The organism is Enterobacter sp. CPE_E890, assembly GCF_046521475.1.
GTDB lineage: Bacteria > Pseudomonadota > Gammaproteobacteria > Enterobacterales > Enterobacteriaceae > Enterobacter > Enterobacter adelaidei.
Genome location: NZ_JBKFZW010000001.1, coordinates 1,625,960 through 1,640,137 on the forward strand (window position 1 = coordinate 1,625,960; position 14,178 = coordinate 1,640,137).

At 54.9% G+C, this 14,178-nt stretch carries 10 protein-coding genes; 9 read left to right on the forward strand and 1 reads right to left on the reverse strand.

Going from position 1 to position 14,178, the window contains the following annotated elements:
- Positions 1-21 precede the first annotated feature (21 nt).
- The 9 genes from ACLHV9_RS08030 to ACLHV9_RS08070 all read left to right on the forward strand — a co-directional run bounded on the left by ACLHV9_RS08030 (position 22) and on the right by ACLHV9_RS08070 (position 13,374).
- The gene (locus ACLHV9_RS08030) at positions 22-3,675 is read left to right on the forward strand and encodes a DNA translocase FtsK 4TM domain-containing protein (protein ID WP_108090352.1); all 3,654 of its coding nucleotides are present in this window, start codon (positions 22-24) and stop codon (positions 3,673-3,675) included.
- 129 nt (positions 3,676-3,804) lie between these two features.
- A complete protein-coding gene (gene lolA, locus ACLHV9_RS08035; RefSeq protein WP_108090351.1) occupies positions 3,805-4,419 on the forward strand; it encodes an outer membrane lipoprotein chaperone LolA in 615 nt (204 codons plus the stop codon).
- Positions 4,420-4,428: 9 nt separating this feature from the next.
- On the forward strand, positions 4,429-5,772 hold the full coding sequence (rarA, locus tag ACLHV9_RS08040; protein WP_108090350.1) for a replication-associated recombination protein RarA: 1,344 nt from the start codon (positions 4,429-4,431) through the stop codon (positions 5,770-5,772).
- Between the two features lie 92 nt (positions 5,773-5,864).
- Entirely contained in the window at positions 5,865-7,157 is a 1,293-nt protein-coding gene (serS, locus tag ACLHV9_RS08045) for a serine--tRNA ligase (RefSeq protein WP_047071876.1), read from the forward strand.
- A gap of 210 nt (positions 7,158-7,367) precedes the next feature.
- On the forward strand, positions 7,368-9,812 hold the full coding sequence (gene dmsA / locus ACLHV9_RS08050; RefSeq protein WP_108090349.1) for a dimethylsulfoxide reductase subunit A: 2,445 nt from the start codon (positions 7,368-7,370) through the stop codon (positions 9,810-9,812).
- Between the two features lie 10 nt (positions 9,813-9,822).
- Positions 9,823-10,440 (forward strand): DMSO/selenate family reductase complex B subunit, encoded by a 618-nt coding sequence (locus ACLHV9_RS08055; protein ID WP_017384545.1) that lies wholly within the window; start codon positions 9,823-9,825, stop codon positions 10,438-10,440.
- A gap of 1 nt (position 10,441) precedes the next feature.
- Positions 10,442-11,305, forward strand: a complete 864-nt coding sequence (locus ACLHV9_RS08060; RefSeq protein WP_108090348.1) for a dimethyl sulfoxide reductase anchor subunit family protein — start codon at positions 10,442-10,444, stop codon at positions 11,303-11,305.
- A gap of 275 nt (positions 11,306-11,580) precedes the next feature.
- Positions 11,581-12,729: an MFS transporter gene (locus tag ACLHV9_RS08065; protein WP_108090347.1), complete on the forward strand. Its 1,149-nt coding sequence runs from the start codon at positions 11,581-11,583 to the stop codon at positions 12,727-12,729.
- 123 nt (positions 12,730-12,852) lie between these two features.
- A complete protein-coding gene (locus ACLHV9_RS08070; RefSeq protein WP_108090346.1) occupies positions 12,853-13,374 on the forward strand; it encodes an anti-virulence regulator CigR family protein in 522 nt (173 codons plus the stop codon).
- A 35-nt stretch (positions 13,375-13,409) separates the two neighbouring features.
- Here ACLHV9_RS08070 and pflA read toward each other — a convergent pair whose 3' ends face one another.
- Positions 13,410-14,150, reverse strand: a complete 741-nt coding sequence (gene pflA / locus ACLHV9_RS08075; protein WP_010429226.1) for a pyruvate formate lyase 1-activating protein — start codon at positions 14,148-14,150, stop codon at positions 13,410-13,412.
- Positions 14,151-14,178 lie beyond the last annotated feature (28 nt).

Here is a 14,178-nt window from a genome sequence, read left to right on the forward strand (position 1 = left end):
CTGATACCTGGAGAGCCTTTCTTGAGCCAGGAATACACTGAAGACAAAGAAGTCACACTATCGAAGCTAAGCAGCGGACGTCGTCTCCTCGAGGCTTTGCTGATTATTATTGCCCTTTTTGCCGTCTGGCTGATGGCAGCCTTACTCAGTTTCAACCCCTCAGATCCCAGCTGGTCACAAACTGCATGGCATGAGCCTATCCATAATTTAGGCGGTGTCCCCGGAGCCTGGCTTGCGGACACGCTGTTTTTCATTTTCGGTGTGATGGCCTACACCCTTCCCGTCATTATCATTGGCGGATGCTGGTTTGCGTGGCGTCATCGTCAGAACGATGATTACATCGACTATTTCGCGGTTTCGCTGCGCCTGATTGGCGCGCTGGCACTGATCCTGACCTCATGCGGTCTGGCGGCCATTAATGCCGATGATATCTGGTACTTTGCCTCTGGCGGAGTGATCGGCAGTTTGTTGAGTTCTGCACTGCAACCGATGCTCCACAGCAGCGGCGGCACGCTGGCGCTGCTGTGCATCTGGGCTGCCGGGCTGACGTTGTTTACCGGCTGGTCCTGGGTGAGCATTGCCGAGAAAATCGGCAGTTTTATCCTCACCATTCTGACCTTCGCCAGCAACCGTACCCGTCGTGACGATACGTGGGTGGATGAAGACGAGTATGAAGATGAAGACGAAGATGAGGATGAAGCGCCTGTGCAACGTCGCGAATCCCGTCGCGCCCGTATCCTGCGTGGGGCATTGGCGCGTCGCCAGCGCGTAGCTGAAAAATTTGCCAACCCGCTTGGACGTAAAACCGATGCGGCACTCTTCTCCGGCAAACGCATGGATGAAGACGAGCAGGTTGAGTATCGTGCAGCAGGTAACGCCGTCGATCCTGATGATGTGCTTTTCTCCGGGAGCCGTGCCACGCCGGGTGACTTTGACGAATACGATCCGCTGCTAAATGGCCAAACCGTTACCGCGCCGGTTGCGGCAGCCGCAGCAGCAACGACCGCTGCGCAGGCGTATGCTGCACCTGTCGAAGCCGTGATGCCATCTGCGCCGGTTTCGCCGCCGGAATCCGTTATTCAGCAGCCTCAGGTTGACTGGCAGACAGCACCCGGTGTTCACACACCGGAGCCCGTTATCGCCCCTGAACCGGAAAGCTATATCCCTGTGCATCAGGAGCAGTGGCAGGAGCCTTATCAGCCGCCGCAACCTGAATATGAACCGCAGCAATATGAACAGCCTGTGGCCCAGCCGTATCAGGAGTATGTGCCTGAGCCGGTTGAATCTGTGCAGCCTTATGTAGCGCCACAGCCTGAACCTGAAGTGGTGGAAGAGGTGAAACCCTCTCGTCCACCAATGTATTATTTTGAAGAGGTTGAAGAGCGTCGTGCTCGTGAACGCGAGCAGCTGGCAGCCTGGTATCAGCCTGTGCCTGAACCGGTGCAGGAGCCGGTTACCAAAGCACCTTCTTTCTCTGTTCCGTCGGTTGACCCAACACCTGCTGTTGCTCCTGTTACGGAAAGCGTTAAGCAGGCAACTGCGGCGGCGGCCGTGGCTGCACCTGTCTTCAGTCTGGCAACCGGTGGGACACCACGTCCTCAGGTGAAAGAGGGTATTGGCCCACAATTGCCTCGTCCTAACCGCGTCCGCGTTCCCACTCGTCGTGAGCTTGCTTCTTACGGTATCAAGCTGCCTTCCCAGCGTATGGCCGAAGAAAAAGCGCGTGAACCAGACTACGAAGATGACGCCGATGAAATGCAGCAGGACGAGCTGGCCCGCCAGTTCGCAGCGCAACAGAATCAACGTTACGGTGAGGAATACCAGCACGATGAACCGATTCTGGAAGATGAAGATGACGCGGCGGAAGCCGAATTAGCGCGCCAGTTTGCCGCAACTCAGCAGCAACGCTATTCCGGTGAACAACCTGCTGGTGCGAATCCGTTCTCATTGTCAGATTTCGAGTTCTCGCCGATGAAAGATCTGGTGGATGATGGTCCGAGCGAGCCTTTATTCACCCCGAGCGTGATGCCGGAAGCCGAGCCAGTGCGTCAGCAGCCAGCTCCGCAGGCTTATACGCAGCCGCAACAGGCGCAACAGCCTCCGCAATTCCAGCAACCTGCGCCTCAGGCGCAGGAAAGCCTGATTCACCCGCTGCTGATGCGTAATGGTGACAGCCGTCCATTGCAACGTCCAAGTACGCCGCTGCCGTCGCTGGACCTGTTAACTCCGCCGCCGTCTGAAGTTGAGCCGGTCGATACGTTTGCGCTGGAGCAGATGGCCCGTCTGGTGGAAGCTCGTCTGGCCGACTTCCGTATCAAGGCGGACGTGGTGAACTACTCTCCTGGCCCGGTTATTACCCGTTTTGAACTGAATCTGGCGCCGGGTGTTAAAGCCGCGCGTATTTCGAACCTGTCCAGGGACCTGGCGCGTTCGCTGTCGACCGTTGCGGTACGTGTGGTGGAAGTGATTCCCGGCAAACCTTACGTTGGCCTTGAGCTGCCGAACAAAAAACGTCAAACCGTTTACCTGCGCGAAGTGCTGGATAACACCAAATTCCGCGATAACCCATCCCCGCTGACCGTGGTGCTGGGTAAAGATATCGCGGGCGATCCGGTGGTGGCTGATCTCGCCAAAATGCCTCACCTGCTTGTAGCGGGTACCACCGGTTCCGGTAAGTCCGTCGGCGTGAACGCCATGATCCTCAGCATGCTTTATAAAGCGCAGCCGGAAGACGTGCGTTTCATCATGATCGACCCGAAAATGCTCGAACTGTCGGTCTACGAAGGCATTCCGCATCTGCTGACCGAAGTGGTCACCGACATGAAAGACGCCGCCAATGCCCTGCGCTGGAGCGTCAATGAGATGGAACGCCGCTACAAGCTGATGTCTGCGCTGGGCGTGCGAAACCTGGCCGGTTATAACGAGAAAATTGCCCAGGCTGTGCGCATGGGACGTCCGATCCCGGATCCTTACTGGAAGCCGGGTGACAGCATGGATGCCCAGCATCCGGTGCTGGAAAAACTGCCTTATATCGTCGTGCTGGTCGATGAATTCGCTGACCTGATGATGACCGTCGGTAAGAAAGTGGAAGAGCTGATTGCCCGTCTGGCGCAGAAAGCGCGTGCGGCCGGTATTCACCTTGTGCTCGCGACCCAGCGTCCTTCCGTGGACGTTATCACTGGTCTTATTAAAGCGAACATTCCGACGCGTATTGCGTTTACGGTATCAAGTAAAATTGACTCCCGTACCATTCTTGATCAGGGCGGCGCAGAGTCGCTGCTGGGTATGGGTGACATGCTCTATTCCGGCCCGAACTCCACCTCTCCGGTGCGTGTCCACGGCGCGTTTGTCCGCGATGAGGAAGTTCACGCCGTGGTGCAGGACTGGAAAGCGCGCGGTCGTCCGCAGTATGTTGACGGTATTACCAGCGATGTAGAAAGCGAAGGCGGCGGTGGCGGTTTTGACGGTGGAGAAGAGCTGGATCCATTATTTGATCAGGCGGTTAACTTCGTTACCGAAAAACGCAAAGCGTCCATCTCTGGCGTTCAGCGTCAGTTCCGCATCGGCTATAACCGCGCAGCGCGTATCATCGAGCAGATGGAAGCGCAGGGCATCGTGAGCGAGCAGGGGCATAACGGTAACCGCGAGGTGCTTGCTCCGCCGCCGTTTGACTAACCTTCAGCGATTGCAAAGAAGGGTAAATCAGCAAAAAATTAAGCATTTTCTTCTGTCGCCTGCCTTCGGGCAGGTCCAGAATAGAAGACGGAAACCCCATTTCGGGAAGACGTATTTTAAGGAATAACAATGAAAAAAATCGCCATCGCCTGTGCATTACTGACCAGTTTTGTCGCCAGCAGCGTCTGGGCTGATGCAGCCAGCGACCTTAAAAGCCGACTGGATAAAGTGAGCAGCTTCCACGCCAGCTTCACGCAAAAAGTGACTGACGGCAGCGGCAACGCGGTGCAGGAAGGCCAGGGCGATTTGTGGGTAAAGCGCCCCAATCTGTTTAACTGGCACATGACCCAGCCGGATGAGAGCATCCTGGTGTCTGACGGTAAAACCTTATGGTTCTTCAACCCGTTCGTTGAGCAGGCAACGGCGACCTGGCTGAAAGATGCCACCAGCAATACGCCGTTTATGCTGATTGCCCGCAACCAGTCCAGCGACTGGCAACAGTACAATATCAAACAGACGGGTGACGAGTTTATCCTGACGCCGAAAGGCAGCAACGGCAACCTGAAGCAGTTCACCATTAACGTAAGCACCAACGGAACCATTAATCAGTTCGGCGCGGTTGAGCAGGACGATCAACGCAGCAGCTACCAGCTTAAGTCTCAGCAGAACGGCGCCGTTGATGCATCGAAATTCACCTTTACCCCGCCGAAGGGCGTAACGGTGGACGACCAACGCAATAAGTAAGAGGCGTGAGTGGGCAATCTGTCGCTCGATTTTTCAGATAACGCGTTTCAACCTCTGGCCGCTCGTATGCGGCCAGAAAATTTAGCGCAGTACATCGGCCAGCAGCATCTGCTGGCTGCCGGAAAGCCTTTGCCGCGTGCTATTGAAGCCGGGCATCTCCATTCCATGATCCTCTGGGGGCCACCCGGCACCGGCAAAACCACCCTTGCAGAAGTTATTGCCCGCTATGCCAACGCGGACGTTGAACGTCTTTCGGCGGTCACCTCCGGCGTGAAAGAGATCCGCGAGGCGATCGAGCGTGCGCGGCAGAACCGCAATGCCGGGCGGCGTACCATCCTCTTTGTGGACGAAGTCCACCGCTTCAATAAGAGCCAGCAGGATGCTTTCCTGCCGCATATTGAAGACGGCACGATTTTCTTCATCGGTGCAACCACTGAAAACCCATCGTTTGAACTGAACTCGGCGCTGCTTTCGCGTGCGCGCGTTTACCTGCTCAAATCGCTGACTACCGAGGATATCGAAAAGGTTCTCACCCAGGCAATGGACGACAAAGCACGCGGCTACGGTGGGCAGGATATCGTTTTACCTGACGAGACGCGTCGTGCGATTGCTGAGTTGGTCAACGGTGATGCGCGTCGGGCACTGAATACGCTGGAGATGATGGCCGATATGGCCGAAATTGATGACTCCGGCAAGAGAGTGCTTAAACCGGAACTGCTCACCGAGATTGCCGGTGAACGCAGCGCGCGTTTCGATAACAAGGGCGACCGTTTTTACGATCTGATCTCGGCGCTGCATAAGTCCGTACGCGGCAGCGCGCCGGATGCGGCACTTTACTGGTACGCACGCATTATCACTGCCGGTGGCGATCCGCTGTATGTTGCACGACGTTGCCTGGCTATTGCCTCGGAAGATGTCGGCAATGCTGATCCACGGGCGATGCAGGTGGCGCTCTCAGCATGGGACTGTTTTACCCGCGTAGGTCCCGCTGAAGGGGAGCGCGCCATTGCGCAGGCTATTGTCTATCTGGCCTGTGCGCCGAAGAGTAATGCGGTCTATACCGCCTTTAAAGCGGCAATGTCTGATGCGCGTGAACGTCCGGACTACGATGTGCCGGTTCATCTGCGTAATGCACCGACCAAACTGATGAAAGAGATGGGGTATGGTCAGGAGTACCGTTACGCCCATGATGAACCCAATGCCTACGCTGCCGGAGAGGAATATTTCCCGCAAGAGATGGCACAAACGCGCTATTATCACCCCACAAACAGAGGTCTTGAAGGCAAGATTGGTGAAAAGCTCACCTGGCTCGCCGGACAGGATCAAAATAGCCCTATAAAACGCTACCGTTAGCGCTATCGTTGCGGTAATGTTGGCAATGTATCCCTGTGACCGCAGGCTGTGGTCACATTTTCCTATTTTAATTCGATAAGCACAGGATAAGCATGCTCGATCCCAATCTGCTGCGTAACGAGCCAGACGCAGTCGCTGAAAAACTGGCACGCCGGGGCTTTAAGCTGGATGTAGATAAGCTGCGCGCTCTTGAAGAGCGTCGTAAAGTTCTGCAGGTACAAACTGAAAATCTGCAGGCAGAGCGTAACTCTCGATCGAAATCCATTGGCCAGGCGAAAGCGCGCGGGGAAGATATTGAGCCATTACGCCTGGAAGTGAACAAACTGGGTGAAGAGCTGGATCAGGCGAAAGCTGAGCTGGATGTTCTTCAGACCGAAATTCGTGATATTGCCCTGGCTATCCCGAATATTCCTGACGATAGCGTGCCTGTCGGCAAAGATGAAAACGACAACGTTGAAGTGAAGCGCTGGGGTACGCCTCGTGAGTTTGACTTCGAAGTTCGCGATCACGTAACGCTGGGCGAAATGCACGCGGGCCTGGACTTTGCGGCAGCGGTTAAGCTGACCGGTTCTCGCTTCGTGGTAATGAAAGGCCAGATTGCCCATCTGCACCGCGCGCTTGCGCAGTTCATGCTGGATCTGCACACCGAGCAGCACGGCTACAGCGAAACCTACGTACCGTATCTGGTCAACCACGATACGCTGTACGGTACGGGCCAGCTGCCGAAATTTGCCGGCGATCTGTTCCACACCCGTCCGCTGGACGAGGAAGCGGACAGCAGCAACTACGCGCTGATCCCAACTGCAGAAGTGCCGCTGACAAACCTCGTGCGTGATGAGATCATCGACGAAGACGACCTGCCAATTAAGCTGACAGCACACTCTCCGTGCTTCCGTTCTGAAGCAGGATCTTACGGTCGCGACACGCGCGGTCTGATTCGTATGCACCAGTTCGACAAAGTTGAGATGGTGCAGATTGTCCGTCCTGAAGAATCCATGGACGCGCTGGAAGAGATGACCGGCCACGCTGAGAAAGTGCTGGAGCTGTTGGGTCTTCCGTACCGTCGTATGGCCCTGTGCACCGGTGATATGGGCTTTGGCGCCTGCAAAACCTTCGATCTGGAAGTGTGGGTACCTGCGCAGAACACCTACCGTGAGATCTCCTCTTGTTCTAACGTCTGGGATTTCCAGGCGCGTCGCATGCAGGCACGTTGCCGTAGCAAGTCTGACAAGAAAACCCGTCTGGTTCATACCCTGAACGGCTCTGGTCTGGCTGTCGGCCGTACGCTGGTTGCCGTGCTGGAAAACTATCAGCAGGCAGATGGTCGTATCGAGATCCCTGAAGTACTGCGCCCATACATGAAAGGCCAGCAGTACATCGGCTAATTCTTTGCCTCACAACAAAAAAGCGCCTTCGGGCGCTTTTTTTATGCCTCTGAATTGATACTACGCAATACCCCCTCCCTCTAAAGTAGTAATACTCCTCCGAATGAAAGTTAGCATAAATGACTGATAACGAAGAGTTTCGTTATATATAAAACTATATAGCGGTATGTGCCGCCTCTCTTTTCTTTGTGAGCAACCAAGTGAGTCTCTATGAAAATCAACGCGCCTGAAGCATTAATGGCAGCTGAGGTCACTCGCCGTGGGTTGATGAAAACCACGGCAATAGGCGGCCTGGCTATGGCCAGTAGCGCCCTCACGCTTCCTTTTACCCGGCTGGCGTCGGCGGCAGATGCATTGTCCCCGGCGACAGCTCCGGAAAAAGTGGTGTGGAGCGCCTGTACCGTAAACTGTGGTAGTCGTTGTCCACTGCGTATGCATGTGGTGGATGGCGAAATTAAATATGTTGAAACCGACAATACCGGGGACGATAACTACGAAGGATTACATCAGGTACGCGCTTGTCTGCGTGGCCGTTCCATGCGTCGTCGTGTGTATAATCCGGACCGTCTGAAGTACCCAATGAAGCGCGTTGGTAAGCGTGGGGAAGGGAAGTTCGAGCGCATTAGCTGGGATGAAGCCTACGATATCATCGCCACCAACATGCAGCGTTTGATCAACGAGTATGGCAACGAATCCATCTACCTGAACTACGGTACCGGGACGCTCGGCGGCACCATGACCCGTTCCTGGCCACCGGGTAAAACACTGGTGGCGCGCCTGATGAACTGCTGCGGCGGTTATCTTAATCACTATGGTGACTACTCCTCTGCTCAGATTGCCGCCGGCCTGAACTACACCTACGGTGGCTGGGCGGACGGTAACAGCCCGTCTGATATCGAAAACAGCAAACTGGTTGTGCTGTTCGGTAACAACCCGGGTGAAACCCGTATGAGCGGTGGCGGGGTGACATATTACCTCGAACAGGCTCGCGCTAAGTCCAATGCCCGCATGATCATCATCGATCCGCGCTATACCGATACCGGTGCCGGGCGAGAAGATGAGTGGATCCCAATCCGTCCGGGTACCGATGCGGCGCTGGTCTCAGCGCTGGCGTGGGTGATGATCACCGAAAACCTCGTCGATCAGCCTTTCCTGGATAAATACTGCGTCGGTTACGACGAGAAAACCCTGCCAGCCAGCGCGCCGGCAAACGGGCATTACAAAGCGTACATTCTTGGCCAGGGCAGCGATGGCGTGGCGAAAACGCCAGAGTGGGCGTCCACGATCACCGGTATTCCGGTCGAACGCATCGTCCAGCTGGCGCGTGAGATTGGCTCAGCCAAACCGGCCTATATCAGCCAGGGCTGGGGCCCGCAACGTCATGCAAACGGTGAAATCGCGACCCGCGCCATTTCTATGCTCTCCATCCTGACCGGCAACGTCGGTATTCATGGCGGCAATACCGGTGCGCGTGAAGGCTCGTATGAAGTGCCGTTCGAACGTATGCCGACGCTGGATAACCCGGTTCAGACCAGCATCTCGATGTTTATGTGGACCGATGCGATCGAACGTGGTCCGGAAATGACCGCTTTGCGCGACGGTGTGCGCGGCAAGGACAAGCTGGATGTGCCGATCAAGATGATCTGGAACTATGCCGGCAACTGTCTGATCAACCAGCATTCTGAAATTAACCGTACCCACGAAATCCTGCAGGATGACAAGAAGTGCGAGATGATTGTGGTCATCGACTGCCACATGACCTCCTCGGCAAAATATGCCGATATCTTGCTGCCGGACTGTACTGCATCTGAGCAGATGGATTTCGCGCTGGACGCCTCCTGCGGCAACATGTCCTATGTGATCTTCACCGATCAGGCCATCAAACCTCGCTTTGAATGCAAAACCATCTATGAGATGACCTCTGAGCTGGCGAAACGTCTTGGCGTTGAGCAGCAGTTTACTGAGGGGCGTACTCAGGAAGGGTGGATGCGTCATCTGCATGAACTTTCCCGTAAAACGATCCCTGACCTGCCAGATTTCGACACCTTCCGTAAGCAAGGGATGTACAAACAGCGCGATCCGGAAGGGCACCACGTGGCGTACAAAGCGTTCCGTGAAGACCCGCAGGCGAACCCGCTAACCACACCGTCGGGTAAAATCGAAATCTACTCCGAAGAGCTGGCAAAAATTGCCTCAACCTGGGAATTGCCGGAAGGGGACGTTATCGATCCGCTGCCGATCTACACGCCGGGCTTTGAAAACTATAACGATCCGCTGACGGCGAAATTCCCGCTGCAGTTGACCGGTTTCCACTACAAAGCGCGAGTTCACTCCACGTACGGTAACGTCGACGTACTGAAAGCCTCCTGCCGTCAGGAGATGTGGATCAACCCGATGGATGCCAAAGCGCGTGGCATCAACAATGGCGATCGCGTACGCATTTTCAACGGGCGTGGTGAGGTACATATCGAAGCCAAGGTTACACCGCGCATGATGCCTGGCGTTGTCGCGCTGGGGGAAGGGGCCTGGTATAACCCGGATGCCAACCGCATCGACCAGGCAGGCAGTATTAACGTACTGACTACACAGCGCCCATCGCCACTGGCGAAAGGTAACCCATCTCACACAAACCTTGTTCAGGTTGAAAAGGTTTAAGGAGTAACCGATGACAACCCAGTATGGATTTTTTATTGATTCCAGCCGTTGCACCGGGTGCAAAACCTGCGAGCTGGCCTGTAAAGATTACAAAGATCTGACCCCGGACGTCAGCTTCCGCCGTATCTACGAATACGCCGGGGGTGACTGGCAGGAAGATAACGGCGTCTGGCATCAAAACGTGTTCGCCTACTACCTGTCGATTGCCTGCAACCACTGTGAAGATCCGGCCTGTACTAAGGTCTGTCCGAGTGGGGCGATGCACAAGCGCGATGACGGTTTTGTCGTCGTGGATGAAGATGTCTGCATCGGTTGCCGTTACTGCCATATGGCTTGTCCGTACGGCGCGCCGCAGTACAACGCCGCCAAAGGTCATATGACCAAGTGCGACGGCTGCCACTCACGCGTGGCGGATGGCAAAAAACCGATTTGCGTCGAGTCCTGTCCGCTGCGCGCGCTGGACTTTGGCCCAATTGAAGAGTTGCGTAAAAAACACGGTCAGCTTGCGGCGGTAGCGCCACTACCGTCAGCGCACTTCACGAAGCCGAGTATTGTGATTAAACCTAACGCCAACAGCCGTCCGACAGGTGACACCACCGGCTACCTGGCAAATCCGAAGGAGGTGTGAGATGGGAAGTGGATGGCATGAATGGCCGCTGATGATCTTCACGGTCTTTGGGCAATGTGTTGCCGGTGGGTTTATCGTGCTCGCCCTGGCGCTGTTAAAAGGCAACCTCAGTGCTGAACAGCAGCAGCGTCTCGTGTTGAGTATGTTTGGTCTGTGGGTACTGATGGGAATTGGCTTTATTGCCTCAACGCTGCATCTGGGCTCACCGATGCGTGCGTTTAACTCCCTGAACCGCGTGGGGGCCTCATCACTCAGTAATGAGATTGCCAGCGGGGCGATTTTCTTCGCCGTCGGTGGGCTGGGATGGCTGCTGGCAGCGCTGAAAAAATTGCCTGCGGGTCTACGCAGCCTGTGGCTGATCGTGACCATGGTGCTGGGCGTGGTATTCGTATGGATGATGGTGCGCGTGTACAACACCATTGATACCGTTCCAACCTGGTACAGCGTCTGGACGCCGATGAGTTTCTTCCTGACGATGTTTATCGGTGGTCCGCTGTTAGGCTACCTGCTGCTGCGCGTAGCGGGCGTAGATGGGTGGGCAATGCGTTTGCTCTCCGCTGTTTCGCTGCTGGCGCTGGTGGTGAGTGCAATGGTTGCCCTGATGCAGGGAACCGAACTGGCAACCATTCACAGCTCTATTCAGCAGGCCTCTGCCCTGGTGCCGGACTACGGTTCACTGATGGCCTGGCGCATCGTTCTGCTGGTCGCGGCGTTGGTATTCTGGATCGCTCCTCAGCTCAAAGGCTATCAGCCCGCGCTGCCGCTGCTGTCGCTGGCTTTTGTGCTGGTACTGGCAGGTGAACTGATTGGCCGTGGTGTGTTCTACGGATTGCATATGACCGTGGGTATGGCTATTGCCAGTTAACGTTGCATTTAGTTATATCAAGCCGGGCCTGAGTGCCCGGCTTTTTCTTTTTTCGATTATGAAATTTTTCGACTGTCGTTTTGTTTTAATTTCGTTCATTCATAAATAAAAACAGATACATAATTAATATCTATAGCAGGCGTTGCATTAGCAGGATAAGTTTTTTAAATCGACAGGGAACATATTGTGCGTGACGGCGAAATCAGCGGATTGACTTTGTTTTTGCCAGTGGCATGATGCGCACGAAATCTGAACTTCCTCACGGTTTTTAACCCATGACCACCTATACCCGGCCAGTGCTTCTGTTGCTCTGTGGCCTGCTTCTGTTGACCCTGGCGATCGCAGTGTTAAATACGCTCGTCCCGCTGTGGCTCGCCCATGAAAACTTACCGACCTGGCAGGTGGGTATGGTCAGCTCGTCCTTTTTTACCGGCAACCTGTTGGGGACGCTGGTCACCGGGAGCCTGATTAAGCGTTTTGGCTTTAATCGCAGCTATTATCTGGCCTCGCTGATTTTCGCCGCCGGATGTGCCGGTTTAGGCCTTATGGTCGGCTTCTGGAGCTGGATGGCATGGCGCTTTATCGCTGGCGTAGGCTGCGCGATGATTTGGGTGGTGGTTGAAAGTGCGCTGATGTGCAGCGGTACGTCGCGCAACCGCGGACGCCTGCTGGCAGCCTATATGATGGTTTACTACGTGGGTACCGTGCTGGGTCAACTGATGGTCAGCAAACTGCCAACCGACCTGATGAGCGTCCTGCCGTGGGTAACGGGTATGGTGCTGGCCGCGATCCTGCCGCTGCTCTTTACGCGCATTGTGAACCAGAACAGCGAACACCAGGAAGCAACCCACGTCTGGCCGATGCTGAGACTCCGTCAGGCGCGGCTGGGCGTTAACGGCTGCATTATCTCGGGGATTGTACTGGGCTCGCTCTATGGCCTGATGCCGCTCTATCTAAATCATCAGGGTGTCAGCGACTCCGGGATCGGTTTCTGGATGGCGGTCATGGTGAGTGCAGGGATCGTCGGGCAATGGCCAATTGGCCGACTGGCGGACCGTTTCGGTCGTCTGCTGGTACTGCGCGTTCAGGTCTTCGTGGTGATCCTGGGATGTCTAGCCATGCTCAGCAACGCCGCGATGGCGCCTGCGCTGTTTATTCTCGGGGCCGCCGGCTTTACGCTCTATCCGGTCGCGATGGCCTGGGCCTGTGAGAAAGTAGAACATCACCAGCTGGTGGCAATGAACCAGGCGCTGTTACTGAGCTATACCATTGGCAGTTTATTAGGGCCGACGTTTACCGCGATGCTGATGCAGAATTATTCCGATAATTTATTGTTTATCATGATCGCCAGCGTGTCGTTTATTTATCTCTTGATGCTGCTGCGCAAAGTGGGCGAACATCCTACGCCTGTGGCACATGCCTGATTAAATAAAAGCCTGTCGATGACAGGCTTTTTTGTCCCAGTCACAACTAAGAGTTTTACTTATTGTTTGTTTATTGCGCCAGGCGATAATTCATGTGAGTCCTACCACTATAAGGCAGCAATCATGTCTATTCGTCGTTTTTCCGCTACCGCACTTGCCGTAGTGTTGTCTTTAACGTTTGCAACGGCTCCGGTCATGGCTAATCCTGGAAACGGGAATGGCGGTGGTCACGGAAACGGTGGCGGACAGGGTAATGGCGGCAATCATGGTAACGGGAATTCTGGTAACCATGGCAATAAGCAAAATAACGGTCAGGATAACCCTGGAAAATCAGATAAGAGCGTTAAAAGCAGTAAAGATGTCGGTAACGATGTCGACGCTCGCGTGAGCTTCGATCATGCCCGCCACCTGGCGCTGAATTATGGCTTAACGGGCTATGACTCTCTGCCTCCGGGTATCGCGAAAAACCTGGCGCGCGGTAAACCGTTGCCTCCGGGTATTGCGAAGAAAACCGTGCCGGCCTCTATGCTGGGCCAGCTTCCTTCCTATCCAGGCTATGAGTGGCGGGTAGTGGGTGACGATCTGGTCTTAATTGCGCTGAGTACAGCCATTGTGACGTCCGTGATTAACGGCGTCTTTAAATAGAATATAAAAAAGCCCGGTTTTCACCGGGCTTTTCTTTAATACATCACCTTATGGCCGTACTGCTCAAGAATGCCTTTGACGCGTTCCATCGTCTCTTTCTTCGGCGGCTTCACGCCATCGAGTTTGTACTCTTCGCCCATTGCCACCCATTTGTGTTTACCCAGCTCGTGATAGGGCAGAAGCTCGATTTTCTCGACGTTGCCCATGTCGCGGGTAAATTCCCCGAGACGATGCGCGGAGTCGTCATCATCTGACCAGCCAGGCACAACCACGTAGCGGATCCAGGTTTTGATGCCTTTATCGGCAATGTATTTGGCAAATTCCAGCGTCCGGTGGTTTGAGACACCAACGAGGTTCTGGTGGATCTCATCGTTCATCTGTTTGAGATCGAGCATCACCAGATCGGTCACTTCGAGCAGCTCGTCGATAACCGGATCGTAGCGACGTACAAAGCCGTTGGTATCGAGACAGGTATGAATGCCTTCTTTGCGGCAGGCACGGAACCAGTCGCGTACAAACTCAGCCTGAAGAATGGCTTCACCGCCGGATGCGGTTACACCACCGCCAGACGCGTTCATAAAGTGACGGTAGGTCACCACCTCTTTCATTAAATCTTCAACGGTCACTTCTTTGCCGCCGTGTGTATCCCAGGTGTCACGGTTATGGCAGTACAGGCAGCGCATCAGGCAGCCCTGGAAAAAGGTGATAAAGCGGATACCTGGGCCATCGACAGTGCCACAGGATTCAAAGGAGTGAATGCGACCAATAATTGACATTGCGGTGATATCTCCAGCATCGGCCCGT

What these genes read in the sequence shown, in the direction of transcription:
- lolA (WP_108090351.1), top strand. Translation starts at nt 3,805, where the DNA reads ATGAAAAAAATCGCCATCGCCTGTGCATTACTGACCAGTTTTGTCGCC.
- serS (WP_047071876.1), top strand. Translation starts at nt 5,865, where the DNA reads ATGCTCGATCCCAATCTGCTGCGTAACGAGCCAGACGCAGTCGCTGAA.
- dmsA (WP_108090349.1), top strand. Translation starts at nt 7,368, where the DNA reads ATGAAAATCAACGCGCCTGAAGCATTAATGGCAGCTGAGGTCACTCGC.
- ACLHV9_RS08055 (WP_017384545.1), top strand. Translation starts at nt 9,823, where the DNA reads ATGACAACCCAGTATGGATTTTTTATTGATTCCAGCCGTTGCACCGGG.
- ACLHV9_RS08060 (WP_108090348.1), top strand. Translation starts at nt 10,442, where the DNA reads ATGGGAAGTGGATGGCATGAATGGCCGCTGATGATCTTCACGGTCTTT.
- ACLHV9_RS08065 (WP_108090347.1), top strand. Translation starts at nt 11,581, where the DNA reads ATGACCACCTATACCCGGCCAGTGCTTCTGTTGCTCTGTGGCCTGCTT.
- ACLHV9_RS08070 (WP_108090346.1), top strand. Translation starts at nt 12,853, where the DNA reads ATGTCTATTCGTCGTTTTTCCGCTACCGCACTTGCCGTAGTGTTGTCT.
- pflA (WP_010429226.1), bottom strand. Translation starts at nt 14,150, where the DNA reads ATGTCAATTATTGGTCGCATTCACTCCTTTGAATCCTGTGGCACTGTC.